The sequence below is a fragment of the Rhizobium sp. WCS2018Hpa-16 genome (assembly GCF_031843705.1).
GTDB classification, from domain to species: Bacteria; Pseudomonadota; Alphaproteobacteria; order Rhizobiales; family Rhizobiaceae; genus Agrobacterium; species Agrobacterium tumefaciens_C.
Genome location: NZ_JAVTIX010000001.1, coordinates 1,091,951 through 1,115,722, shown reverse-complemented (window position 1 = coordinate 1,115,722; position 23,772 = coordinate 1,091,951). Strand labels below are relative to the sequence as shown.

At 55.1% G+C, this 23,772-nt stretch carries 23 protein-coding genes, 1 tRNA gene and 1 pseudogene; 12 read left to right on the top strand and 13 right to left on the bottom strand.

What is annotated here, in order from left to right:
- Window positions 1-117: 117 nt before the first annotated feature.
- Complete coding sequence (locus tag RQI55_RS05630; protein ID WP_409233687.1) at window positions 118-744, bottom strand: DUF922 domain-containing Zn-dependent protease; 627 nt, start codon at window positions 742-744, stop codon at window positions 118-120.
- A 205-nt stretch (window positions 745-949) separates the two neighbouring features.
- Here RQI55_RS05630 and folP point away from each other — a divergent pair, with 205 nt between their 5' ends.
- The 3 genes from folP to folK are packed head-to-tail and all read left to right on the top strand — an operon-like array spanning window position 950 to window position 2,622.
- Entirely contained in the window at window positions 950-1,726 is a 777-nt protein-coding gene (folP, locus tag RQI55_RS05625; RefSeq protein ID WP_082249964.1) for a dihydropteroate synthase, read from the top strand.
- A gap of 10 nt (window positions 1,727-1,736) precedes the next feature.
- Window positions 1,737-2,102 carry a dihydroneopterin aldolase gene (gene folB / locus RQI55_RS05620; RefSeq protein WP_042619777.1) on the top strand — a complete coding sequence of 122 codons (366 nt, stop codon included), beginning with the start codon at window positions 1,737-1,739 and terminating at the stop codon, window positions 2,100-2,102.
- 4 nt (window positions 2,103-2,106) lie between these two features.
- Window positions 2,107-2,622, top strand: coding sequence for a 2-amino-4-hydroxy-6-hydroxymethyldihydropteridine diphosphokinase (gene folK / locus RQI55_RS05615; RefSeq protein ID WP_042619776.1), 516 nt, complete (start codon window positions 2,107-2,109; stop codon window positions 2,620-2,622).
- 17 nt (window positions 2,623-2,639) lie between these two features.
- Here the strand turns inward: folK and RQI55_RS05610 are convergent, their stop codons facing one another.
- From RQI55_RS05610 to RQI55_RS05595, 4 genes are all read right to left on the bottom strand, one after another.
- Window positions 2,640-3,194, bottom strand: coding sequence for a hypothetical protein (locus RQI55_RS05610; protein ID WP_042619578.1), 555 nt, complete (start codon window positions 3,192-3,194; stop codon window positions 2,640-2,642).
- Window positions 3,195-3,323: 129 nt separating this feature from the next.
- The gene (locus tag RQI55_RS05605) at window positions 3,324-4,397 is read right to left on the bottom strand and encodes a TIGR01620 family protein (protein ID WP_311272077.1); all 1,074 of its coding nucleotides are present in this window, start codon (window positions 4,395-4,397) and stop codon (window positions 3,324-3,326) included.
- On the bottom strand, window positions 4,394-5,869 hold the full coding sequence (locus RQI55_RS05600; protein ID WP_042619576.1) for a YcjX family protein: 1,476 nt from the start codon (window positions 5,867-5,869) through the stop codon (window positions 4,394-4,396). Before RQI55_RS05600 ends, RQI55_RS05605 begins: the two co-directional genes overlap by 4 nt.
- A gap of 105 nt (window positions 5,870-5,974) precedes the next feature.
- A complete protein-coding gene (locus RQI55_RS05595) occupies window positions 5,975-6,484 on the bottom strand; it encodes a histidine phosphatase family protein (RefSeq protein ID WP_243256105.1) in 510 nt (169 codons plus the stop codon).
- A 264-nt stretch (window positions 6,485-6,748) separates the two neighbouring features.
- Here RQI55_RS05595 and dksA point away from each other — a divergent pair, with 264 nt between their 5' ends.
- A complete protein-coding gene (dksA, locus tag RQI55_RS05590) occupies window positions 6,749-7,168 on the top strand; it encodes an RNA polymerase-binding protein DksA (protein WP_243256104.1) in 420 nt (139 codons plus the stop codon).
- 114 nt (window positions 7,169-7,282) lie between these two features.
- Here the strand turns inward: dksA and RQI55_RS05585 are convergent.
- Window positions 7,283-7,749: pseudogene (locus RQI55_RS05585) on the bottom strand (DUF6389 family protein).
- Between the two features lie 131 nt (window positions 7,750-7,880).
- Window positions 7,881-10,832 (bottom strand): ribonuclease E/G, encoded by a 2,952-nt coding sequence (locus RQI55_RS05580; protein WP_243256103.1) that lies wholly within the window; start codon window positions 10,830-10,832, stop codon window positions 7,881-7,883.
- Window positions 10,833-11,468: 636 nt separating this feature from the next.
- On the opposite strand from RQI55_RS05580, the gene RQI55_RS05575 reads away from it, so the two are divergent.
- The 4 genes from RQI55_RS05575 (at window position 11,469) to RQI55_RS05560 (ending at window position 17,306) form a co-directional block, all read left to right on the top strand.
- A complete protein-coding gene (locus RQI55_RS05575; protein WP_409233686.1) occupies window positions 11,469-12,749 on the top strand; it encodes an N-acetylmuramoyl-L-alanine amidase in 1,281 nt (426 codons plus the stop codon).
- 329 nt (window positions 12,750-13,078) lie between these two features.
- The gene (locus RQI55_RS05570; protein WP_192066421.1) at window positions 13,079-15,514 is read left to right on the top strand and encodes a penicillin-binding protein 1A; all 2,436 of its coding nucleotides are present in this window, start codon (window positions 13,079-13,081) and stop codon (window positions 15,512-15,514) included.
- Between the two features lie 109 nt (window positions 15,515-15,623).
- Window positions 15,624-16,755 (top strand): peptide chain release factor 2 gene (gene prfB / locus RQI55_RS05565; RefSeq protein WP_162196044.1). Its coding sequence is split into 2 segments (ribosomal slippage): window positions 15,624-15,692 and window positions 15,694-16,755, totalling 1,131 coding nucleotides; the frame shifts between segments, so codons are not numbered across the junction.
- An 80-nt stretch (window positions 16,756-16,835) separates the two neighbouring features.
- Complete coding sequence (locus tag RQI55_RS05560) at window positions 16,836-17,306, top strand: cysteine hydrolase family protein (RefSeq protein WP_243256101.1); 471 nt, start codon at window positions 16,836-16,838, stop codon at window positions 17,304-17,306.
- An 8-nt stretch (window positions 17,307-17,314) separates the two neighbouring features.
- On the opposite strand, the gene RQI55_RS05555 is transcribed toward RQI55_RS05560, so the two are convergent.
- Together RQI55_RS05555 and RQI55_RS05550 are read right to left on the bottom strand one after the other, a co-directional pair.
- On the bottom strand, window positions 17,315-17,803 hold the full coding sequence (locus RQI55_RS05555; RefSeq protein WP_243256100.1) for a hypothetical protein: 489 nt from the start codon (window positions 17,801-17,803) through the stop codon (window positions 17,315-17,317).
- A 5-nt stretch (window positions 17,804-17,808) separates the two neighbouring features.
- Complete coding sequence (locus tag RQI55_RS05550) at window positions 17,809-18,582, bottom strand: NAD kinase (protein WP_243256099.1); 774 nt, start codon at window positions 18,580-18,582, stop codon at window positions 17,809-17,811.
- Between the two features lie 173 nt (window positions 18,583-18,755).
- On the opposite strand from RQI55_RS05550, the gene RQI55_RS05545 reads away from it, so the two are divergent.
- A complete protein-coding gene (locus tag RQI55_RS05545) occupies window positions 18,756-19,667 on the top strand; it encodes a PhzF family phenazine biosynthesis protein (RefSeq protein WP_243256098.1) in 912 nt (303 codons plus the stop codon).
- 396 nt (window positions 19,668-20,063) lie between these two features.
- Window positions 20,064-20,312, top strand: coding sequence for a hypothetical protein (locus tag RQI55_RS05540; protein WP_042619567.1), 249 nt, complete (start codon window positions 20,064-20,066; stop codon window positions 20,310-20,312).
- A gap of 112 nt (window positions 20,313-20,424) precedes the next feature.
- On the opposite strand, the gene RQI55_RS05535 is transcribed toward RQI55_RS05540, so the two are convergent.
- From RQI55_RS05535 to RQI55_RS05520, 4 genes are all read right to left on the bottom strand, one after another.
- On the bottom strand, window positions 20,425-20,610 hold the full coding sequence (locus RQI55_RS05535; protein ID WP_192066413.1) for a hypothetical protein: 186 nt from the start codon (window positions 20,608-20,610) through the stop codon (window positions 20,425-20,427).
- A gap of 229 nt (window positions 20,611-20,839) precedes the next feature.
- Window positions 20,840-20,983 carry a DUF1127 domain-containing protein gene (locus RQI55_RS05530; RefSeq protein WP_042619564.1) on the bottom strand — a complete coding sequence of 48 codons (144 nt, stop codon included), beginning with the start codon at window positions 20,981-20,983 and terminating at the stop codon, window positions 20,840-20,842.
- Window positions 20,984-21,315: 332 nt separating this feature from the next.
- Window positions 21,316-21,462 carry a DUF1127 domain-containing protein gene (locus tag RQI55_RS05525; protein WP_082249962.1) on the bottom strand — a complete coding sequence of 49 codons (147 nt, stop codon included), beginning with the start codon at window positions 21,460-21,462 and terminating at the stop codon, window positions 21,316-21,318.
- Window positions 21,463-21,572: 110 nt separating this feature from the next.
- Window positions 21,573-21,848, bottom strand: a complete 276-nt coding sequence (locus tag RQI55_RS05520) for a hypothetical protein (protein WP_243256097.1) — start codon at window positions 21,846-21,848, stop codon at window positions 21,573-21,575.
- 91 nt (window positions 21,849-21,939) lie between these two features.
- Here RQI55_RS05520 and RQI55_RS05515 point away from each other — a divergent pair.
- Window positions 21,940-22,024, top strand: a tRNA-Leu gene (locus tag RQI55_RS05515).
- A 192-nt stretch (window positions 22,025-22,216) separates the two neighbouring features.
- Window positions 22,217-23,692, top strand: a complete 1,476-nt coding sequence (tig, locus tag RQI55_RS05510; protein WP_192066647.1) for a trigger factor — start codon at window positions 22,217-22,219, stop codon at window positions 23,690-23,692.
- Window positions 23,693-23,772 lie beyond the last annotated feature (80 nt).

Sequence of the window (23,772 nt, the reverse complement as noted above, 5' to 3'; positions counted from 1 at the left end):
TCGGATCGTTGCATCCATAGCAAGAAATCAACGATCATTTCATTCTCTGAAACGCGGTTTTCCCGGTTGCGATAATGCTTTAAGACTTACCTATAAGTGCTTTTTGCATCATACATTCTAGCGATCAGGCGCTGCCTGTGAAATTCTGTGCTTCAATAATCGTGTCATGCGCGCGTCGAAGTTTTTCGATTCCACGATATCAAACCGAAGTTGGTCCTTGTCGTGCTCTTCCATCACGCTCCGCGTCGTCTGCGTGACGAGTGCCTGCATCTTCTCACAATCTGGCTGCGGCTGAAGCGCCTGCAGTTTCTGGTCCAGCAAGCGCGCATAGGTGCGGGCAATCTCGGCGTGTCGTTCTTCGTGTCGCTTGATGTCTGATGCCAGTGTGTCCCAGATCAGAGCAAGGTCCGCCGAGGTGCGCCGACGATTGGTCCATCGCGGCAGAAGGATCTTGGTGTGCAGCGTGACCTTGACTGAGCCGACGGCGCACAGTGTGCCCTTCTCGACGTAGCTTAACTCGCCACCGAACTTGATCTCGGTTGCACCGGGATGTCGGGCTCCCGTCGCTTTTGTCAAAGGCCCGTGGCGGGACAATTCGCGGTCCAAATCCTCTGCGGTTTTTCCACCGATCTTGAAGTAGGAGAAGGACTTGCTGACGACCGCCGCGGAATTTGCGATCTGTGTCGCAGACAAAAACATGACACCGAAAACAACAGCACGAAGCATGTGTGACTGGTTCTTCATTTCCCGGCCTTCCGGTTGAACTTGGAGAATGATTCCGGCATAGAACGCCAGATGATGTCCAGTTCGCTGGACGGAGTGGTAACGGTATTGATGGCATGCACTCCGTTATTCCGGAAAGGCTTGAAGTTAGGTGATAACAGCCAGTGACAATGGGTGGCAAGTCGGGCATGGGCGATCCCTGAAACTTGATGGGGATGGCCTTATCATGGCAATCGTGAACGCAACGCCGGATTCTTTTTCCGACGGCGGACGATTTCTGGCCGCTGACCAAGCCTTCGCGCACGCCTTGGCCTGCGTGAAAGAGGGCGCCCATATCATCGATATCGGCGGTGAATCGACCCGTCCGGGCGCTGACGCCGTGACCGAGCAGGAAGAGCAGGACCGGGTGCTACCTGTCATCGAACGGTTGGCGAAAGAGACGGACGCGCTGCTTTCCATCGATACCTACCGCGCATCGACCGCAAGACTGGCGATAGAGGCTGGCGCGCACATCGTCAACGATGTCTACGGGCTTCAGAAAGACCCTGATATGGCTAATGTTGTGGCGGCCACGCAAGCCGGTGTCTGCATCATGCATACGGGGCGCGATCGCGAGAAACTGCCGGATGTCGTTGAAGACCAGTTCGCATTTCTTAACCGATCGCTCGAGATTGCGCAGCAGGCCGCCATCGCGCGAAATGCGATCGTGCTCGATCCGGGCTTTGGCTTTGCCAAGGATACGGACGAAAACATTGCGTTGATGTCGCGTTTCGATGAGCTTGGCGGCTTTGGATTGCCTATTCTGGCCGGCACCTCCCGCAAGCGGTTCATCGGTGCGCTGACCGGCAGGGACGGTGCGGAGGAGCGCGATGTTGGAACCGCGGCCACAACGGCCATTCTAAGGCTGGCGGGAGCGGTGATTTTTCGCGTACATAATGTGGCGATGACACGCGACGCGTTGTCGATTGCTGATGCGGTTCTAAAGCACAAGAACAAGAATTAAGGTGGATGAGATGAGCCGTTACACGATAGTGCTGAAAAACTGTTCGTTCTTCGCCCGCCATGGGCTGCTGGAGCAGGAAGAAACGCTTGGTCAGCGCTTTTTCGTTGATGCGGAAATGGAAGTCGAGGCTGGCGACGCTCTGGAAACGGATGACATCAAAAACACGGTTGATTATGGCGTGGCCTTCGATGTCGTTGAAAAGATCGTTGCCGGGCAACGCCGTTATCTGATCGAGGCACTGGCCAACGATATAGCCACGGCCTTGCGTCGTCGTTATCCGCAGATCGTTCGGGTCAAGATTACCGTTCGCAAGCCCTCGGCACCTGTTCCTGGTATTCTGGATTATGCGCAGGTGAGTGTCGAACAGCATGGCTGATGGGATGATCGTTGCGTCTCTGGGGCTGGGCGGCAATATTGGCGACCCACCGGCTGCCATGGCGCAAGCGTTGGAATTGCTATCACGTCACGAAAGCTGCCAGCTTGTTGCAGTGTCGCAGCTTTACCGGACGCCGCCTTGGGGCAAGCTTGATCAGGCGGATTTTTTCAATTGCTGCGCCCTGATTGAGACAGCGCTTGGCCCTGAAGAGTTACTGGATCTGTGCCTGGACATTGAGCGGGGCATGAAGCGTGTTCGCAATGAGCGCTGGGGGCCACGAACAATCGACATCGATGTGCTGACCTATGGCGAAGCCATCATCAGCACCGCACGTGTAGAAATTCCTCATCCGCGTATGGCGGAACGCGCATTCGTGCTGATGCCGCTGGCTGACATAGCGCCAGACCTTATTTTTGAGGGTAGGGCAGTTTCTGACTGGCTGCAGGATGCCGACAAGGATGGTATCCGCATCACCAACAACAAACGGGAGTGGTGGACACTCCCGTTCTCAGATGCTTAGAACTCAGGCTGTGTTAATTACGGCTTGATCGATCCTACCGCCATCTGATCGACATTGCGCGCCAGCGTCAGGCCGATAACAGGCACCATTTGGTCCGCGACTTTCACCGAAATCGTGATGTTCATGGACGTGTTGTTGGTAACGCGGGCAACCATCGCGCCATTCAGCTTCGCGCGGTTGATACCAAGAACAACCTTGTCGCCACTGACCTGACCGGAAACGATATCAAGTCCCTTGCCTTCGGAACCATCGAGGAACTTGCCTTCGTAGCTGTTGCCCTTTTGGGAAATAACGGCAGACATCGGTTGCTTGAAAACGCCAACGCGGCAGGTGCCACCCAGCTTGATGCCGGTATCGTCGTTTGCCAAGGGTTCGCCTGTCAAATCGCAGGTGAATTTGGTGCCTTTGTATTTGCCGGCAACGATTTCGCCAGGGCCGGACCATGCGCCAGCAACGGAACCAAAGAATTGGTCATCGCGGGAGGCTGCCTGAACGTCGGAAACCGAAAGGCCACCACTAATGGACATAATGGCGGCAAGGCCACCCAGTAGCGAAAAGAAGCGCGAATACATGATACTTTCCCTGGCGCGTTGGCCGCTTTGTGTGGCCTCAATTTATGTCGGGAATGGTTAACGCTTCGTTTCTTTCGTGACGTTTGCTAATGTGGGCAGTAACCTTTCAGGCTCCAGACAGCCTGAAAATCAGGGCTTTTCCGCTTTAGACCCGCCGCTAAAATCTGGCGTTAGGTCAGAAACAAAATCACCAATTCCGGGGCGTTTCAGTGCCCTGAACGGCAGGGGACGGCACAGATCCATAGCTGCAATGCCGATTCGTGCGGTCATCAGCCCGTTGATGACGCCTTCACCCAGGCGAGCGGAAAGCCTGGAGGTGAGGCCATGACCGAGAACCTGTTGGGCCAAGCCATCCCCAACGGCTATGGAGCCCGTTACCGCCAGATGTGCGATAACATCCCGCAACAGGCGCAGCATTCCCAGCGTGCCGGGACGACCGCCATAAAGCTCAGCCATGGTGCGGACGAGCCGTGTGACTTCAAACAGCACATAGACGAGGTCTACAACGGCGCGGGGGCTGACGGCTGTGACGACCGACACGCGCTTGGATGAGTTGAGAATGAGGGCGCGCGCCTGACGATCAAGCGGGGTCAGTAGTTCCCGCTCTGCAAGGTCGATCAGGTGAGGGCCATCGATCACATCGTTCTCAGTAAGCTTCAGCGCGGCGCGGCCCTTCGCAGTCTCCGCCCGATGTGAGAGAACGGTTGTGAGACGTGCCACGACAGCACGGGCGGCTGTTGGCTGCTTATCCAACGAAGCTTTTTCTGCATCCGCTTTCAGCGACTGCACAGCGTTCAGCCGCCAAATGCCAATGGATTCTCGCGCAACAAGCGCAAGCAGCGCAAAGACGGCGACAGCAAGCGAAAGGCTTGCCGCATAACCCAGCCAGTCAGAGCGGGTAAAGAGATCGCGGATCAACTGATCTGCCCACAGACCAAAGGCGAGGGACAGAAGAACGCCTATGGCGCTGATGGCCAGTTTACCAAAGGAGAAGCGCCGCCGGCGAGGAACAGCAACGGGAACCGCCGCTGCATCTGCAGCATCCGGCGATAGAAACGGGTCCTCTTCATCCGGCGTCATCGAAATCTCGCCATCGAAGCTGCGCGGAGCGCGTTTGGCGTCCATCACGCGGCTTGGTGTCGCTTCAGCTTCCAGAGTAAACGCTGCGGGGCGGCGGCTGGACTTATCATTCTCGTCTTTCATGCAAGCCGATCTCCAAACAGGAACTGCATGGCACGGTCCAGCCTGATATGCGGAACCGACAATTTGATGCCATCCTTGTTTTCTTCAAGCCGGGGCGGGCGAAAGCGGATGACACTCACATCTGGAAGATCAGCCTTGTCACCCTCAGCATCGAGTGCGCGGAACAGTGGCTCCGGATTTTCGGGCAGATCGCCGGGAAAAACAGCGGTGGTGCGGTTTCCGTCAAAGACCTCGCCATTGATCGTCTCACCAGCGATAGGCGTGCCGACAATGACCGGGAGCGATTGCCCGTCTTGGCGCACGCTAGCCTCCTTGGTGGCACGCACTGAGGCAAGCGCCATGACCTCTATGCCCGCGCCGCTCATGCCGATTGTGGTGATCGCTCTGTCCACGAGACGTCGCGTCAAATTTTCCAGTCGGTCATGGCTTTCGTGGTGAAGGTGATCGGCCTTCGTTGCGGCAACCAGAACCTTGTCTATCCGCCGCCCGACAAGCGATGACAGCAGGTTGTTCTTGCCGGGCCTGAAACAGGCCAGCACGTCGCCCAACGCTCTCTCCAGATCCTGTACCGCCTCAGGGCCGCGATTAACGGCCTGAAGCGCATCGATAAGCACGATCTGGCGATCAAGGCGCGCAAAGTGCTCACGAAAGAACGGCTTCACGACAATCGTCTTATAGGCCTCGTAACGACGCTCCATCATGGCGCGCAGGGAGCCTTTTGCTGCCTTGCCATCACTCAGGCCGGGAAGCGGTGAAAAGGTGAGGGCAGGCGATCCTTCAAGATCACCCGGCATCAAAAAACGTCCCGGAGGAAGGGTGGAAAGCGAACGCTCATCTGACTTGCAAGCGCGCAGATAGGTGGCAAAGCTTTCGGCTAGACGACGCGCCGTCATTTCATCTGCCGGGCCATCAATATCGACGGCGGCGGCGATATCAAGCCATTCGCGGGCAAGTTCGGCGCGCACACCGGTCTGTGCCAGCGCGACGGTACTGTCGCTGAAGGTCTTGTAATCTCTGGACAGCAACGGAAGATCGAGCAGCCATTCGCCGGGATAATCGACAATGTCTATGGCGAGGCGTCCGGGCGAGAACCAGCGACCCCAGCCGCTGGCGCTCTGGTATTCCACTGTGATGCGCAATTCGGAAATGGCACGGGTGGAATCCGGCCATATCCGGTCCCGCACAAGTGCCTGAATGTGATCCTCGTATTGAAAACGGGGTATGGCGTCATCGGGCTGAGGCTCCAGCCGCACATTTGAGACACGACCGGATCGCATCGCCTCGAAGATCGGCAACCGGCCACCATTCAGCAAATTATGCACGAGCGAGGAAATGAAGACAGTCTTGCCAGCGCGCGAGAGTCCGGTCACGCCCAACCGCAATGTCGGGTTAGTGATGGCGCTTGCCCGGTCCGCAAGGTTGTCCATGGCAATCAGTGCGCTATCTGCGACGGATGTAAAGGATGGCGGCAAGGACGTTTCCCACAAAATATTATTCTATGTGAAAATATATAGGGTGGCGGATTGCTCAAAAAAGAAGCGCCCGGCGGAAATTTTACCGTCGAGCCGGTGTCGATGTCACGGAGACAGGAAAGCCACCAGACGCCATTGGGCGCCATCTCCATCAGCGGTCGGCACCGCATCCAGCACAGCAAGACCAGCGGTTGGGAAGCCTGAAGGGATCTGTGCCTCCATCTGGCTACTGCCAATCAACCTCTCTGCAACGGCATCCAGCGTTGGATTGTGACCGATCAGCATGACGGAGCTGCCCTCCGCCTGCGCTGAAATCAAGGCCATGTAAGTATCGGCCTCGGCATTGTACATTTCATCGACGAAGGTGATCTCGACGCTGTCGTTGAAGGCGCGGCGCATGGACTGGGCCGTTTCGCGGCACCGCAACGCGGTAGAGCTGATGAGTATATCGGGTTTGTAGCCCATGTCCGATGCGCGGTCTGCGATGATTTCCGCTTCGCTGTAGCCCTTATTATCCAGCGATCTGTCGAAATCCCGCTCGCCGGGCGCAGCCCAACCGGCATGTGCATGGCGCAAAAGATAAAGTCTTGACGGCAGGGTGGAAGGCTCTTGCATCGGAAGTCCTGTGGCCAGGGAAACATCGACAGCAGCTTTACAGGAGTTGAGCGTCTTGCTGCAAGAGCCAGGCTGTCGTGACGTGATGTGAAACGTGATCGCGGAAATATTTCGTGTTTTGCGAATAAAGCATAAGAAATAATCATTTAGCCGATTTTTATGACAGATTTAAAAATGCTCTAAAACTGTTCTGCGCACTTGAACGGGCCTACGTCCTTGGAGTATACCCGCGCAATATAAGAGATGTTCTTCGAGGAGAATCGCGTGAGTGAGAAGATCGATCTTAGTAAATACGTACTCTCGGAGAGCGATGAGTTCATGAATGCAAGCCAGAAGGCCTATTTTCGGGCCAAGCTGGTGAGCTGGAGGAACGACATTCTGCGAGAAGCGAGAGAGACGCTGGGGCATCTCGCAGAGGAAAGCGCAAACCATCCTGACCTTGCCGACAGGGCATCATCAGAGACAGACCGGGCCATCGAACTGCGCGCCCGAGACCGCCAGAGAAAACTGATCTCGAAAATTGATTCTGCGCTGCAGCGCATCGATGATGGCACCTACGGCTATTGCGAAGAAACCGGCGAACCTATCGGTCTCAAGAGACTGGACGCCCGTCCTATCGCCACACTCTCCATCGAAGCACAAGAACGCCACGAGCGCCGTGAAAAGGTGTATCGCGACGAGTGAGCCATCTGAGGCTTATATTAAGCACGTCCAAAGCCGTATCGGAAACGATGCGGCTTTTTATTTTGTGATGCATGATGGTGTCTAACCGTCGATAGGCTGCGGCCGGTCTCAACCTTATGGCCTCATTGCCTGCCCCCCCCCGCGAGGCAATAGTTTTTCGGATACCGATCCATAGCCTTCGTCGCCGAACATCTGTGCTGCCACATCGATACCCTCAGACTGCGACCACAGTTCCTCCACCCAGTCCATGCACACATCGACGATTGCGTCATTGACAGAAAACCCGGCATTCTCGGCGTCGAACATCGGCACATCCGGTATCATACGACCATCGATACAGCTAACCTCGAAGAGTGATCGATACGCTGCAATAGCTTTATTGGGACGTAGAGGTCTGGACCATCAAGGTGAATGTGGACGTCGAAGAAGCCTTCCTCGCTTTGTCCCGGATGTATCCCGATCATCATCATACGAGTTTTTGCGGGAAGGTTGAGACCCACCAGCCGCCGCTTGTCCAATGCGGGTAGCGAGTGCTGACGCAGAATGGAAAGGAGCAAGGCTTTGTACTCAGCTTCGCCCATCGGTGTGCTGGATCTCATGGAGGATCGATAGCATCCACAATTCCCGACAACAAGCCAGCCGTTTGCCAACCGTAGACACAAAAAAGGCCCCGTAAACGGAGCCTTTTTTGCTATCGGACTAAAGCCGGCTTCTAGAAGAAGCCGCGTCTTTGCCACCAACCGCCCTTGCGGGGCTTGGATGGATCAGTCTCGCCACCTTCTGGTGCTGCCGAGGTTACGACGGGCTCCGAGGAGGAGACGTTGTCGCCGCGGTTGGCACGTGCAGGCTTGGCTGCTTCATCCGTCGTTTCTTCACGGGAAACGGCAGATGACTCAACAACAGGCTCCACAGGCGCCGGAGCAGGGGCTTCGGCAACGGGTGCCTCCACTGCTTGCGGCTCCACAGTCTCGACAGCGACGGCTGCAGGTGCTGGTTCAGCCAAAGCGACAGCTGCTGCAGGTTCAGCCTCGGTGTCGCCAGCCTTGTCCTTCGCCTTACGTGTCCGGCGTGGCTTCTTCGGCTTTTCAGCGTCATTGGCAACGACCGCAGGTGTTACGTCAGTAGCAACAGCGTCGACGGCACCCTGTTCTTCTGTGCTCTCGGAAGGTGCGGCTTCGTCGCCTTCTTCCCCAGCCTGTGTGGCCTCAACGTCATCATTGTCTTCAATGATGTTGCCGTTTTCATCGCGATTGCGGCGTCCACCACGCTTGCCACGGCGACGGCGTTTGCGCTTTGCTTCTTCCGATCCGTTGTTGTCGCTGCCATTGGATGTCGAAACATTTGTCTCTTCATCCGTATCTGTCTCGGCATCGTCGTCCTGATCGTCAGACTCAGTGTCTTCGCCAGCATCTGCTTGTGCATCGACGCCGTTCTGGCTGCCTTTGCCCCGACGACGACGACGACGCTTGCGCTTGCGTTTGCCTTCTTCGCCGTTGTCCGCCTGCGCAGGTTTGGCTTCAGCCTTCTCGACCTTTACGATCTCTTCCTCTTCTTCATCCTCATCAGCTTCGATGATGATGTCATCTTCCTCTTCTTCGAAGTCAGGAAGCAACTGGATGAGGCTCTCTATCTTGACAGGGTTCTCGACGGCTTCGCCGCGATCAATCGCGAAGTGCTGCGCACCGACGCTTGCATCGGCAGCGATGATGATAGCGACGCCGAAGCGGGCTTCATAATCGACAATCGTCGCACGCTTGTGGTTGAGCAGGTACAATGCCGTATCCGGCGTGCAGCGAACCGTGATGTTGTGCGTGGTGTTGCGCAGCAGATATTCTTCAACGCCGCGCAGCACATGCAGGGCAATGGAGGATTCAGAGCGAACATGGCCGGTGCCACCGCAATGCGAGCAGACCTGCGTTGTGGATTCCAGAACCGATGCGCGAATGCGCTGGCGCGACATTTCCAGAAGACCGAAGTGCGAGATACGACCGACCTGAATGCGGGCGCGGTCGTTCTTCAGGCAATCCTTCAGCTTCTTTTCAACGGCGCGGTTGTTGCGCTTTTCTTCCATGTCGATGAAGTCGACGACGACAAGACCGGCAAGGTCGCGAAGACGAAGCTGGCGTGCGACTTCTTCAGCGGCTTCCAGGTTCGTCTGGACCGCGGTTTCCTCGATGGAATGCTCGCGTGTCGAACGACCGGAGTTCACGTCGATGGCAACCAGCGCTTCCGTCTGGTTGATGATGAGGTAACCACCTGATTTCAACGTGACCTGTGGCTGCAACATGCGGTCAAGCTGCGCTTCGATGCCGGAGCGCGAGAAGATCGGGTGAATGTCGCGGTATGGCTGAACCACTTTGGCATGGCTCGGCATCAGCATCTTCATGAAGTCTTTCGCTTCACGATAGCCTTCTTCACCGGAAACGATGATCTCGCTGATGTCCTTGTTGTAGAGATCGCGAATGGAACGCTTGATCAGCGATCCTTCTTCGTAAACGAGGCAAGGGGCCGTCGAATTCAGCGTCAATGTGCGGACGTTTTCCCACAGACGCATCAGATATTCGAAGTCACGCTTGATTTCGACGCGGGTGCGGTTTGCACCAGCTGTACGAAGGATCACGCCCATGCCCTGCGGCACTTCGAGATCGCGTGCGATTTCCTTCAGACGCTTGCGGTCTGTTGGCTGAGTGATCTTGCGGGAAATACCACCGCCACGCGCCGTGTTGGGCATGAGAACAGAGTAACGACCAGCCAGCGAAAGATATGTCGTCAGGGCAGCACCCTTGTTGCCACGTTCTTCCTTGGCAACCTGAACCAAAATAATCTGGCGGCGCTTGATGACTTCCTGAATGCGATACTGCTTGCGCGGCTTGCGGGAAACGCGGTCTGGAACTTCTTCCATTGCGTCTTCTGCGCCAACAGACTCGATGACTTCCTTCTCGTGATGATCGTCATCATCATCTTCGTCATCATTGTCACGACGGCCGAGGCCTTCGACTTCTTCCGAAATCGTGTCGGTATCGACCATGGCTGCCATTTCGCCGCCCTTGCTGCCATCATCTTCGGAGCTTTCATCCGAAGGGGCCGCGTCGGCAGAAACGTCATCAGCTTCCGTCTTTTTCTTTGTGCGTGGGCGACGAACGCGCTTCTTTGGCTTTTCGTCTTCGAAAGCAACGTCTTGCGCCACGACCTCGGTTGCCTCAACCTCGGCTTCAACAGCTTCAGCGGAAACGTCCTCGACAACCTCAGGCTCAGGGGCAGCCTGTGCGGCTTCAACGATGCCCACATCGGGCTGTTCTACCTGAGAGAGATCGACAGTCGATGAGACCCGTTCGTTCGGCGCGTCTGCCGACTCAAAGTCGTCGTTGCGGCGATGATCTTCCGCTTCAGCTCTTAAGAGAGCCTGCCTGTCAGCAAGGGGGATTTGATAGTAGTCAGGATGGATTTCTGCGAATGCCAGAAAGCCGTGGCGATTGCCGCCGTAGTCAACAAATGCAGCCTGAAGCGAAGGCTCCACGCGTGTCACCTTGGCAAGATAGATATTGCCGCGAATTTGTTTCTTGTGTTCCGATTCAAAATCGAATTCCTCAATTCGATTCCCGCGGACTACGACTACGCGCGTCTCCTCTTCATGGGACGCGTCGATAAGCATTTTGTCTGCCATGTAAGCTTTGCTCCTCGGCGCAGCCTTGTCATATACGAGAACAGGCCCGTCACGAGGACAGGCCTTTCATCTAATTCCAAGGGTGTGCCGGAAATGAAGTGTTCTGCCCGGCGTCGGTTAACTGGCAGCGCCCGGACAACTGGCAAAGCATGATGCCTGCTCGTGGTATCCGGTTGATTTGAAAGCTGCTGCAACGACATCATTGGCCAAGCGAGAACGACTATAATAAATAGACCCCGATGGGATCCGATGAAAATGCTCTCTCCGAGCGCGCGGTGGCATGCCACCGGGTATTGTTCTGGCAACGCCAGAATTGATTCAGTTTCAGGAGAAAAATGCAGCGACGGCAGATGATTGCCCGATATTGCAGCGCCAGCGTCTTTGTCGATTGGCAGCCGGCGGGCATCGATCCCGTCAACACTTTTAACCCTCATTCACGTTGTATGTTCTATCTGTCATAATAGCAATAGGGCGGCTAAATATGCCATATCGTTGATGGAATTTCGCAGTTAAGAATTGCTTCACCAATGGCTGTGATTGTTGCGCGCGGGCCTAATTCCGGCCTCTGTGAGCAGTTGGAACGGCTTGTTTCGCTGATAAAATATCCTCTTGCGTGACAAAACTTCAGATACGGAAATGATTTTGGCGACCACAAAAATATCCATTATCGCGAGCTGCGTGTCTCAATTCAGGGTTTTGTCCGCGCGAATCGGTCAGGCCCTGTTGCTTGCATCGATTTGCATTTTTTGCAGCGGTACCTTGGGTCATTCTCAGGAGAAGACGCCAGCGCTTGTTGTTAGCAAAGCACGCATCATCGGGGATGAGGCGCGCACCCGCATCGTCATGGAGTTTAACCAGCAGCCGGAATTCGAAGTCCACTATCTCGATTCTCCAGCTCGCATCGTTGTCGATTTCCCGGCCGTCGGCTTTTCCTTCCCCAACAGCGACCTGGCACCGACAGGGATTTTCAGCGATATCCGATTTGGCAATATGGGCGAGGGCCGTGCGCGCCTTGTTCTGACGGCCAAGAAGCCAGCGCAGGTTGTTATCGCTGAAGCCAAGGCGGAAAATGGAGCGCAGGTTTTTCCCTTCGTTCTGGATGCTGAGGTAACGACGAAGCAGAAATTTGCAGACCTGCTGAAAAATCAGAACTGGCAGGCACTTGCGCCAGCGACAACAGCATCTGTAACCTCTGAAGTGGCGCCGAAAACGTCGCGCCAATCCGAGTTCGTCATTGCTGTCGATGCCGGCCATGGCGGCATTGATGCAGGCGCCAAGGGAGCGCTCAGTGGTACGGACGAAAAGGTCATCACGCTGACCTTCGCCAAGCAATTGGCTGATAGGCTGAACAAGATACCGGGAATCAAGGCTTTCTTGACCCGTGACGATGATACGTTTTTGGCGCTTTCCGAGCGCGTTGTTCTTGCGCGACAAGAGAATGCCAATCTCTTCATTTCCGTTCATGCTGACACCCTGAAACAGAAGGGTATTCGCGGCGCGACTGTCTACACGATCTCCGATCGCGCCTCCGACAGGATGGCGCAGGATCTGGCCGAGCGAGAAAACCTTTCAGACCAGATTGCGGGCGTGACTGTGCAGCACGAACGCCCTGAGGTCGCAGATATTCTGCTTGACCTCACCCGACGCGAAACTCAGGCATTTTCCGTTACCCTGGCTGAGAACATCGTCAAATCCTTCGAAGGTCAAATCGGCCTTATTAATAATCCGCATCGATTTGCCGGTTTTCAGGTGCTGCGGGCGCATGATGTGCCGTCTGTGCTGCTTGAGCTCGGGTTTCTGTCCAATCCTGATGACGAGAAGCTGCTGCTTGATGAAGCCTGGCGGGCAAAGGTGGCTGATACGCTGGCAAACGCCGTGACACGCTACCGCGCTCAGGCGATGGCGAACGGCGGTTAAACATGCTTGCGGCCATTGCATCACGGCTTCGTGTGTTTTGCGCACATTCACACGACAAAAGCATTCAAGTCTGGACGATCTCCCCGAGGAAATAGGTGTAAAGCCCTATTTTACTCACATTCCCCACGTTACTCTCGGTTGAGATTCGATGCCAACGCTGTACCTTTTTTGTTAAGCAGGAGTTGCCGTCCGCTCTAACAATGCGGACAATGCTTCAACTGGCAGCTTGTCATCGATGATGCGGTGTGCAAAACGGCACGCTATATGCAAGAATGTGCGCATAACTGCGGGCGCAACCCTTCGCGATTCGAAGTATCGGTAGCTTTAATATGATCAGACTTATTGGATATTTCTTCGGCTTGGCCAGCATGCTGTTCCTTGTGGCAGCCGGTGGTGTTGCCATCTATCTGGTGACGATCACGAAGGATCTTCCCGATTATGCTGTGCTGAGCAGTTACGAGCCGCCGGTTACGACGCGCATTCATGCGGGCAATGGCGCGCTGATGGCAGAGTATGCCAAGCAACGTCGGCTTTTTCTGCCCATCCAGGCGGTTCCTGACCGTGTGAAGGCTGCTTTCCTTTCGGCAGAAGACAAGAATTTCTATCAGCACCCTGGCATCGACGTGACAGGTTTTGCCCGTGCAGCCGTCGCCTTTGCAACAGGTGGCCCCACGCAGGGTGGTTCGACCATCACCCAGCAGGTGGCCAAGAACTTCCTGTTGACCAATGAACAGACAATGGAGCGCAAGGCGAAAGAAGCGGTTCTTTCCTTCCGCATCGAGCAGGCCTACAGCAAGGACAAAATCCTCGAACTCTATCTCAACGAGATTTTCTTCGGGTTGAACTCCTACGGTATCGCTAGTGCGGCGTTGACCTATTTCAACAAATCCGTGACGGAACTGACAATTGCCGAGACCGCTTATTTGGCCGCGCTGCCGAAGGGTCCTGCGAACTACCACCCTCTTCGCCGGGAAAAAGCCGCGCTGGAACGCCGTAACTGGGTTATCGATCGTATGGCCGAAAACGGCTACATCACCCAGGCAGACGCTGCTGACGCCAAGACACAGCCGCTGGGCGTAAACATTCGCACAGGCGGCGCACGTCTTGCTGCATCCGACTACTTCTCCGAAGAAGCCCGCCGCCAGATCGTTGAGAAATACGGCGAGAAGGCTTTGCTCGAAGGTGGCCTTTCCGTCCGCACGTCGTTTGATCCCGTCATTCAGATGGAAGCTCGCAAGGCTTTGCAGGATGGTCTCCTTGATTATGACGAGCGCCGCGGATTTCACGGACCCATCGACCAGATCGATACGTCAGGCGACTGGGCGGCTGCACTTTTGAAGCTGAAGCCGCTGCGTGACGTTCCGGAATGGAAAATGGCCGTTGTGCTTGCTGCTACGGCTGACGGTGTCGACATCGGACTTCGTCCGGATGGAGATAGCGAAAATCCTGATCTGCGCAGCCGTGGTCGGATCAAGCCGGAGAACATGAAGTGGGCCTATCGAGACGCAAAAGGCCAGCGCGCAACCGCCAAATCGCCAGCCGGCGTTTTGAAAACGGGTGACGTTGTTTACGTTGAGCCGCTTTCCGACAAGGGGGATGCGTTCCGCCTTCGTCAGCCACCAAAGGTTCAGGGCGGCATGGTTGTCATGGACCCCCATACGGGTCGTGTTCTGGCGATGGTGGGCGGCTTCTCCTACGGTCAGTCTGAATTCAACCGCGCAACGCAGGCCATGCGTCAGCCGGGTTCATCGTTCAAGCCATTCATCTACGCAGCCGCTCTGGACAATGGCTATACGCCTGCTTCGGTTGTCATGGATGCGCCGCTTGAAGTCGTTTCCGGTGGTCAGGTCTGGCGGCCGCAGAACTATGGCGGTGAATCCGCAGGCCCATCCACACTGCGTCTGGGCATTGAAAAATCCCGTAACCTCATGACTGTGCGGCTTGCGCAGGATATGGGCATGAACTTGGTTGCAGAATATGCCGAACGCTTCGGTATCTATGACAAGATGCCACCGCTGCTTGCGATGTCGCTCGGTTCTGGCGAAACCACTGTCATGCGCATGGTCTCTGCCTACTCGGTCATCGCGAATGGCGGTAAGCAGATCAATCCGACCGTGATCGACCGCATTCAGGACCGTTACGGCAAGACGATTTTCCGTCATGAAGAGCGCGGCTGCGAGAGCTGCAACGCGCCACGCTGGCAGAACCAGGATGAGCCGGAGATCGTTGATAATCGCGAGCAGGTTCTCGACCCGATGACGGCGTATCAGACCACGTCAATGCTCGAGGGCGTTGTTCAGCGCGGCACTGCCGCTGGCAAGATCAAGGTCGATCTGCCGGTTGCTGGCAAGACCGGCACAACAAATGACGAAAAGGATGCATGGTTCGTCGGTTACACGCCGGACATGGTCGCTGGCCTATACATCGGTTTTGACAGCCCGGCCCCCCTTGGTCGCGGCGGTACCGGCGGCTCTCTTGCCGCGCCGATCTTTGGCGAATTCATAGCGCAGGCTGCCAAACACATGCCGGCCAGCAAGTTCATCGTCCCCAATGGCATGCAGTTCGTGGCCGTCAACAGAAAGACGGGCATGGCAGCAAACGAGGGCGAGCCTGATACGATCATGGAAGCTTTCAAGCCAGGTACGGGGCCAGCCAGCAGCTTCTCCGTCATCGGCATGGATGGAGCAATGTCGCAGGAAGATATTCTGCGCGCTTCTCCCCAGGCGCAGCAGGCCATTACTGGCGGCGGCGGCGGCCTCTATTAAAATCATTGAATGGAAAGGCGAGGGGCGTGGGCTTTACATCCGCGCCCCTCGCATTTATTCAGCGAGCAAAATACAATTCCAAATTCCATGAAAGCGAAGTATCTGCGAAATGCGCAATGAGATCGTGAACATCGTCGACGAAATCAAGCAGGCCATAAGCCTGCTGAGGAGGCATCTTTGACTGGGACCAGGCGATAAGACGACTGGACTGGTTGAACAATAAGGCAGAGGACCCAAACCTCTGGAACGACGCCGCAGAGGCGCAAAAGCTGATGCGCGAGCGCCAGCAACTCGATGAATCGATCAATGGCGTGAAACTGCTTGAACAGCAGGTCAACGACAATATTGAGTTGATCGAAATGGGCGAGGCTGAAGGCGATGCCGATATCGTCAAGGAAGCTGAAGACGGTTTGAAGGCGCTGAGAAGCGAAGCCAACCGCCGTCAGGTGGAAGCGATGCTATCTGGTGAAGCCGATAGCAACGATACTTATGTCGAAGTGCATTCAGGCGCTGGTGGCACCGAAAGCCAGGACTGGGCCAACATGCTTTTGCGCATGTACACCCGTTGGGCCGAACGTCAGGGCTTCAAGGTCGAAATTCTCGAAATTCACGATGGCGAAGAAGCGGGCATCAAATCCGCAACGATCCTCGTCAAAGGCCACAATGCTTTCGGCTGGATGAAGACCGAGTCGGGCGTTCACCGCCTTGTTCGTATCTCGCCTTACGACAGCAATGCGCGACGCCATACATCCTTCTCGTCCATCTGGGTCTATCCGGTGGTTGATGATTCGATCCAGATCGATATCAATGAAAGCGATTGCCGCATCGATACCTATCGTTCGTCAGGCGCTGGCGGACAGCACGTCAACACGACAGACTCGGCTGTGCGTATTACGCATATTCCGACCGGTATTGCTGTTGCGTGCCAGCAGGAACGTTCTCAGCATAAGAACCGCGCCAAGGCGTGGGAAATGCTGCGGTCGCGCCTCTATGAGGCGGAGTTGATGAAGCGGGAAGCGGCTGCCAACGCGCAGGCTGCATCCAAGACCGATATTGGCTGGGGCCACCAGATCCGCTCTTACGTGTTGCAGCCTTATCAGTTGGTCAAGGACCTGCGCACGGGCGTCGAAAGCACTGCACCTGGCAACGTGCTGGACGGCGAATTGAACGAGTTCATGGAAGCTGCGCTGGCACACCGCATCAGCGGCGGTGCTGATGTTGAGGTTGCTGACATCGATTGATCGGACGTCAAAAGCCTTACTGAAAATGCGCCTCCTGCGATTGATATCGCGGGAGGCGTTCGTGTTTTGAGAGGTGTGAGATGAAGCAGGTTCTTTATATCGTTGATATCCAGCCAAGCTTTAACCCGCCAGTGGAGCTGGTGGACAAGATCAAGAAGCTTGCGAAACTCATGCCGAGCGTTGCCAGTGTCGAAAGGCACGATGAGAGCATCACACCCTTTGAAAGCCAGTTGGGCTGGAAACCGGCACCCTCGGACGAGAGCCTGATTGCCGCAGATCGCGTCTTCATAAAATACGGTTACGCGCCGCCGAAAGAGGCTGTCGATTACCTGCTATCGCTAGAAGTGGACCGCGTTCTCGTTTGTGGAATTCAGGCCGACACCTGCGTGCTGGCCGCTGGATTTTCGTTTTTCGACGCCGGGTTACGTCCGACATTGCTGCCCTGGCTGACGGTCGGTTCCAGTCTCGACCGCAGCGGTGCATTGGGTACTCGCCTTTGGAAGCACCATTTCCGGGAAGTCCTGAGCGGACCCGAGCACTTGGGCCTCTAAGGTCGCAGTCAGTTGGATGCTTTTTCGATTTTCATGTCACCTAGTTCATCGATCAGAACCGTCCATGCATCCGCATCTTTCTGGTCAGGCTTTGTCTTGAGGTGCACGGTTACGAAAAGTCCGGGAACAGCGGGCGCGCCGGTTGAGCTTTCAGGGCGGATGTCGGTTACGTAAGCTTTCATCTGCGTGAATTCTTCAAGTTCCACGGTCTCGACCAGACTTGGCCCACCCGCCGTATAGGCGATCTGCTGAAGATAGATTTTCGCCGTGCCGTCTGGCTGGCGCATGGCGACAACCTTGTAGTAGCCCCGCGTCGGTTCGCCCTTCTTGTCTGCGTTCGCAGCGGGGGCGGTCTCCTGTTCCCAAAGGCCGCTGCTCGCCACGAAAATGGTAGAGACGGGCAGGGAGGCAATCTCGGCGTTCTGAGACTGTGCATTGGCAGTGCAGATGCTGACAAGGAGCAAGCTGGTGGTGAGAAGGGTTTTCATCATCATCATGATTCTCAATTCGTAAACTGTTCAGCCAGCACCCTGTCTGACCAGGACCGGTCTGGATCGGACAGAATTTTTGCGGTCCTGTCTTCGGATTGCGCAATCCGCACGCTTTGCACCGATTTGACTTCGGTGTGGTCGGCAACGGCGTTGACCGGGCGCTTATCGCCCTCAATCACGTGCACATCCACAGTGACCTTGTTGGGCAGCAGAGCGCCACGCCAACGACGGGGACGAAAGGCACTGACCGGCGTCAATGCGAGAAGCGGTGATTCGAGCGGCAATATCGGCCCGTGGGCTGAGAAGTTGTAGGCAGTGGAGCCTGCGGGGGTGGCAACCATCATTCCATCGCAAATCAGCTCTTCCAAACGCGTCTTGCCATCCACATCAACGCGCAGTTTTGCGGCCTGATGCGACTGGCGGAACAGACTGACTTCATTCATTGCGAGTGCGGAGAATTCATCGCCGTTGGTATCTATTGTCGTCATGCGAAGTGGATGGAAATCGTTGCCCGTGGCAACCGCGATGCGTCTGCGAAGCCCTTCGATTCGGTAATCATTCATCAAAAAACCAACAGAGCCGCGATTCATTCCATAGACGCGCTTGCCGGAATTCATGGTTTCATTCAGCACCTGCAGCATGAAACCATCACCGCCAAGCGCGACGATGACATCGGCCTCTTCAAACGGCGTATTGCCGTAATGCTCCACAAGCTCATCGCGCGCAGCTTGCGCATTGTCGGTGGTCGAGGCTACGAAACACAGACTCTCAGTTGAACGCGACATTCCGTCACCCCTGTTGATGGCCTTTGGTACATGAAGACCTGCTGTCAGGACAAGCTCTTTAAAGCAGGCCGTGCATTCATGAGCTTCTTCTCAACGAGTGCACAAACAGGGTTGCAGAGGCTTGTGAGGTCAGGCAGTTTGCGGATGAACGAGAGCGGCCAAGGGAGTGGGATGTGGCTATAAGTTATAGTATCTACGATGTCTTCACGCGCCAAAAGCTGGCCGGGAACCCTCTTGCCGTCATGTTTGGTGCGGATGCACTTGACGATGTGACCATGCAGGCCATTGCGCGCGAGATGAACCTGTCTGAAACGGTTTTCATCACGACATCCGCCAACCCCGCCCATGCTGCATCCCTGCGTATATTCACACCATCATCAGAATTACCATTTGCCGGCCACCCGACTGTGGGTGCGGCCATCGCCATTGCGGAGAAAAACCACGGTGGTGGTGACGCAGATATGGTGACAGTGCTGGACGAGAAGGTCGGGCCAGTCCGCTGCGCTATCCGCATTCGTGAGGGAGAGGCCAGTTTTGCTGAATTCGATCTGCCGCGTAAGTCCTCGCGTGTGCAACTGCCGGTGAACAGCGCGGAGCTTGCCGACGCAATTGGTCTTGCCGAATCCCAGCTGGGCTTCGAGAATCACGTGTCTTCCATTTGGACGGCCGGAGTGCCATTCCTGACCATACCCGTGCATAATCTCGCTGCGATGGAAGAGGTGGATTTTGATGCCGGGCTGTGGATCAAAAACGCGCCTCTGGTCGAGGGCAGGCTGACCTCTGCCTATCTCTATTGTCGCGGTGGCGTGAACCATGCGGCAAAGTTTCATGCCCGCATGTTCTCGCCTGATATGGGCATTCCAGAGGATCCGGCTACCGGCTCCGCAGTTGCAGCACTCTCAGGAGCGATCCACCATTTTGACAGATTGGCAGATGGGCACTACCCGATGCTGATTGAGCAGGGTGTTGAAATGGGACGCCCGTCTCATATCCATCTTGTGATGGATGTGAAGGAAAACGAGATTTCCCGTGCCAGAATCGGCGGACATGCCGTACGTATTGCAGCTGGAACACTCGATATCTAGAATTTTTGCCCAAATACTAGTTTTCATTAGAATTCAATCACGGATTCGTGAGTGGATATTCTGCATTTGTTGTATGATTTGTTAACCTTTACTTAGCTGCAGCAGGAACTAAAGCCCGCGCCTTCCGTTCTATTTCGCGAAGGAGAGCAGGCATGATGTCTCAAAACAGTTCCGGAACTCGCCGCATATTGCAGGCTGCCAACAGCGCCTCAGCGTCCGTGTATAAACCGATCATAATTCCTCTGCGAGGGACTTATGTTGCGATGATCTTCCGACGCTCTCTGAAAAGCAAATATGAGCCCAGTAAAGCCTGAGCATTTCCTCTTTTCCAGAGGAAATTCACGGAGCGCACACGCATTCAATTCGAGCCGTAACCCACAAAGAATGGAGAATGACATGAAGCCTATTCTCATCATTGTAGCCACGATCGGTTTTTCAGCCTCCGCAGCAATGGCCGATAGTTTGCTGACAAAAAATGTTGACGTATCTTTCCCCGTTGATCGGGAATTCAAGACCGCCAGCATCGCCACACCGACAGACCCAGCTGAGAAGCCAATTAAAATACTGAGGAAGACAGATCGTTTGCCGGGTCTCACAGAGACCGCAACCGCATCGCCGCAGGCGGCCCTCCAGCGCATGCAGTAACGACCATGATATAGTGCTGTTCTAGTGATCCCGTGCGGAGGAAACTCCGAATCGGGATTTTTTCTGCCATGAAACGAGTAGCTGCACAGATGCGGAAGCCTTGGGCCTTGGGTCAGCTGTCCAACCGAAGCGAAAGCTGTCTGCCGCCATTTTTCTTGAGAATGTAAAGCGGCTTGATGGTCATCACTTCCGTGCGCCGTTGCAGTTCACGTCTGCGTTCCAGCGCTCTTTCACGCAAGCTGCGTGACTGGGCGACTATGGACATGGCATTTTCAATGGTCTTGTCTGCTGCGGTCATTGCTGCAACTCCATATGTTCACTTTATGTTCTCATATTAGAATTGAATTGTCAAGCGAGGGGCTGATTCTCTTATGTAGTGGGGAGGGGATGGCTTGGTTGGAGCGCGTTGCTACCCGTGGGGATGGTAGAATCAAAAACGGCGCCAATGGCGCCGTTTTTGATTACCTGTCGCTCAGTCATTTCTGCGTTCTTGGGAGGACGGTCGAAGAAATGACTCTGTACGCTGATTAGCGGAACGAACGGGAAGCAACGTTGCGGATGTCGTAACGTGTCAGGCCAATGTCGCTCAGGGCCTGGTTGGAGAGGCTGCCGAGTTCATTCATTGTGCGGCGGTAGCTCATCCAGTTTTTTGCGATGCGAATAGGGTTCATGGTCGTTTCCTCAATCTGTGTTCGGTTTATCTCGAATGGGTCTGCAGCGATGCACGTGTGGGCGTTTGCTGCTGTTGATGTGTATATACATAAGGAGATCGAGGAAGTGGAGTGCAGTTTTTAGGCGACTGCCATGCGTTTGTGCAATGTGTCGGCTATTTTTGCACCTTTGTGGCGGTTGCGCATGTTTTTTAGGCGCTCAATTTGACCAGCGTTTATGGCTCAGGTTTGGGAATGCTGCAGACAAAGAAAAAGGCCCCGGAGCCGAAGCTCGAGACCTTTTTTCAAAGCTTGATGTGTCGTGGCTAACGCCACTCACAAGCAGTCTATATTTAGATGCCGACTGCTGTGCGTGCTACGCGGCGGATGTCGCTGCGGCCAATGCCCAGGTCGTTCAGTTCGCGGTCGCTCATGCGGCCAAGTTCAGTTACAGTCTGACGATACTTGCGCCAGTTGTTCAGCGAGCGAGTGATGTTCATGATCGTTTCCTTTGGTTATCTGCGCCGCTTGGGATCGGCGTTCAACTCATTTCCTGACGCCGAATATAATCGGTTTAATAAAAACAAAAACAGACAATGAAGTATGCCACCTATGCGCTGGGTGCATTGCATGCCTGAAATCGAGTGGTTAAGTCTTCGTAAATGCATAATTTGGCGGCACATTTTGTGCGTTCGAGCTGTTTAGTCGCGGAAAAGATGTGTTTTTCGGCTTTGCAATCCGCCATTACGTTGGGGCCCGGCTGGTTGATCGCGCTCCGGTCTCGATGGCTGGCAATGAAGATGATGGCGATGAGGCGAGGGGTGTTTGCCCCAATTTCCTCCGCTTGGATCATCCGGTTCAGCAAATAGCGACGTAAAACCGTCATTTTTCCTTTGCGCTCCAGAAAACGGGTGATATAGAGACGCGCGCTCCGGAAGGCATTTGTGCCGGATGTTGTTTATGCAGGATTCAAGAGCGCGGGTATGGCGGAATTGGTAGACGCACCAGATTTAGGTTCTGGCGACGAGAGTTGTGGGGGTTCGAGTCCCTCTACCCGCACCACATGAATCGCCGAGAGGCATGCGTGATACACTTGTATCGCCGCCTCTTTGGCTCAAGCGCAGTTTTTGCTCGGCAAAATGCTTGTGCATGTAGTTTATATAGTTACGGCCGGTGAATTTAGGTTCCGGCGCTGTGCTCGAACGTAAACCAACGGCTGTCTGAGCACCGCCGCCATGATGTGAAGGTATGAAAATGCAGGTTATCGAAACGCTGGCTGAAGGGCTGAAGCGCGAAATCAAGGTCGTTATTCCGGCCGCAGATATGAAGTCTCGCCTTGACGAGCGCCTGGTTGACGCCAAGGACAAGGTTCGCATCAACGGTTTCCGTCCAGGCAAGGTGCCACTCGCACATCTCAAGAAGATGTATGGCAAGTCCATCATGGCTGACCTCGTCAACGAATTGGTTCGCGACAAGCCGTCTGAAATCATTTCTGGCCGTGGCGAAAAGTCTGCAACGCAGCCTTCCATCTCCATGACTGAAGATCAGGACGAAGCTGACAAGATTCTCGCAGCCGAAGCCGATTTCGAATTCAACCTGGTTTATGAAGTCATTCCGGCTATCGAACTGAAGTCGAACGACGGCATCAAGGTTACGCGCGAAGTCGTTGAAGTGACCGAAGACGAAGTCAACGAGCAGATCCTCAAGATCGCCGAAAGCGCTCGCACTTACGAAACCAAGGCTGGCAAGGCCGCCGAAGGTGATCGCGTGACGATGAACTACCTCGGTAAGGTCGATGGCGTTGCATTCGATGGCGGCGCTGCTGAAGATGCAGAACTCGTTATCGGTTCCAACCGCTTTATCCCTGGCTTTGAAGACCAGCTGGTTGGCGTTGAAGCTGGCGAAGAGAAGTCCATCACGGTTACGTTCCCAACCGAATATCCTGCTGCAAACCTTGCAGGCAAGGAAGCTGTGTTCGACATCACCGTTAAGGACGTAGCTGCTGCTGCGGACGTCGAGATCAACGACGAACTGGCAACAAAGCTCGGCCTCGAGTCGGTTGAGAAGCTCAAGGAAATCGTGCGCGGCCAGATCGAAAGCCAGTACACGAACGTGACTCGCCAGAAGGTGAAGCGTCAGATTCTTGATCAGCTGGACGAAGTCTACAAGTTTGAAACGCCTGCCGGTCTGGTTGATGCCGAGTTCGACAACATCTGGCGCCAGATCAACACCGATCTTGCTCAGTCCGGCAAGACCTTTGCTGATGAAGACACGACTGAAGAAGAAGCCCGCGAAGAGTATCGCAAGCTTGCTGAGCGGCGCGTTCGCCTTGGTCTCGTTCTCTCCGAAATCGGCGAGAAGGCTGGCGTAGAAGTCACCGAAGAAGAAATGCAGCGTGCGCTTTTTGCACAGCTTCAGCAGTTCCCAGGCCAGCAGAAGGAAATCCTTGATTTCTTCCGCAACACGCCAGGCGCTTCCGCTTCGCTGCGCGCTCCTATCTTCGAAGAAAAGGTCATCGACAAGTTGCTTGAGGAAATCTCGGTAACTGACAAGACCGTAACGAAGGAAGAGCTGCTGGCTGACGACGCTGAAGAAGGCGACAAGGCTGAGAAGAAGTCTTCTTCCAAGAAGAAGGCAGCTGCTAAGGCCGACGCTTCCGAAGGCGAAGAAGCCGCTCCGAAGAAGAAGGCACCTGCTAAGAAGAAGGCTGCCGAAGGCGACGCTGAGTAAGCTTCTCCGTCATCAGGATTTATGGAAAGGCCGCGGCAATTGCTGCGGCCTTTTTCGTTCGGCGGATTATTTTTCTACCA

What these genes read in the sequence shown, in the direction of transcription:
- RQI55_RS05575 (WP_409233686.1), top strand. Translation starts at nt 11,469, where the DNA reads ATGATTTTGGCGACCACAAAAATATCCATTATCGCGAGCTGCGTGTCT.
- folB (WP_042619777.1), top strand. Translation starts at nt 1,737, where the DNA reads ATGAGCCGTTACACGATAGTGCTGAAAAACTGTTCGTTCTTCGCCCGC.
- RQI55_RS05555 (WP_243256100.1), bottom strand. Translation starts at nt 17,803, where the DNA reads ATGATGATGATGAAAACCCTTCTCACCACCAGCTTGCTCCTTGTCAGC.
- RQI55_RS05630 (WP_409233687.1), bottom strand. Translation starts at nt 744, where the DNA reads ATGAAGAACCAGTCACACATGCTTCGTGCTGTTGTTTTCGGTGTCATG.
- folP (WP_082249964.1), top strand. Translation starts at nt 950, where the DNA reads ATGGCAATCGTGAACGCAACGCCGGATTCTTTTTCCGACGGCGGACGA.
- RQI55_RS05520 (WP_243256097.1), bottom strand. Translation starts at nt 21,848, where the DNA reads ATGACGGTTTTACGTCGCTATTTGCTGAACCGGATGATCCAAGCGGAG.
- RQI55_RS05580 (WP_243256103.1), bottom strand. Translation starts at nt 10,832, where the DNA reads ATGGCAGACAAAATGCTTATCGACGCGTCCCATGAAGAGGAGACGCGC.
- RQI55_RS05540 (WP_042619567.1), top strand. Translation starts at nt 20,064, where the DNA reads ATGAAGCCTATTCTCATCATTGTAGCCACGATCGGTTTTTCAGCCTCC.
- RQI55_RS05525 (WP_082249962.1), bottom strand. Translation starts at nt 21,462, where the DNA reads ATGAACATCACTCGCTCGCTGAACAACTGGCGCAAGTATCGTCAGACT.
- RQI55_RS05570 (WP_192066421.1), top strand. Translation starts at nt 13,079, where the DNA reads ATGATCAGACTTATTGGATATTTCTTCGGCTTGGCCAGCATGCTGTTC.
- RQI55_RS05530 (WP_042619564.1), bottom strand. Translation starts at nt 20,983, where the DNA reads ATGAACCCTATTCGCATCGCAAAAAACTGGATGAGCTACCGCCGCACA.
- RQI55_RS05605 (WP_311272077.1), bottom strand. Translation starts at nt 4,397, where the DNA reads ATGAAAGACGAGAATGATAAGTCCAGCCGCCGCCCCGCAGCGTTTACT.
- RQI55_RS05595 (WP_243256105.1), bottom strand. Translation starts at nt 6,484, where the DNA reads ATGCAAGAGCCTTCCACCCTGCCGTCAAGACTTTATCTTTTGCGCCAT.
- tig (WP_192066647.1), top strand. Translation starts at nt 22,217, where the DNA reads ATGCAGGTTATCGAAACGCTGGCTGAAGGGCTGAAGCGCGAAATCAAG.
- folK (WP_042619776.1), top strand. Translation starts at nt 2,107, where the DNA reads ATGATCGTTGCGTCTCTGGGGCTGGGCGGCAATATTGGCGACCCACCG.
- RQI55_RS05535 (WP_192066413.1), bottom strand. Translation starts at nt 20,610, where the DNA reads ATGACCGCAGCAGACAAGACCATTGAAAATGCCATGTCCATAGTCGCC.
- RQI55_RS05560 (WP_243256101.1), top strand. Translation starts at nt 16,836, where the DNA reads ATGAAGCAGGTTCTTTATATCGTTGATATCCAGCCAAGCTTTAACCCG.
- RQI55_RS05550 (WP_243256099.1), bottom strand. Translation starts at nt 18,582, where the DNA reads ATGTCGCGTTCAACTGAGAGTCTGTGTTTCGTAGCCTCGACCACCGAC.
- RQI55_RS05610 (WP_042619578.1), bottom strand. Translation starts at nt 3,194, where the DNA reads ATGTATTCGCGCTTCTTTTCGCTACTGGGTGGCCTTGCCGCCATTATG.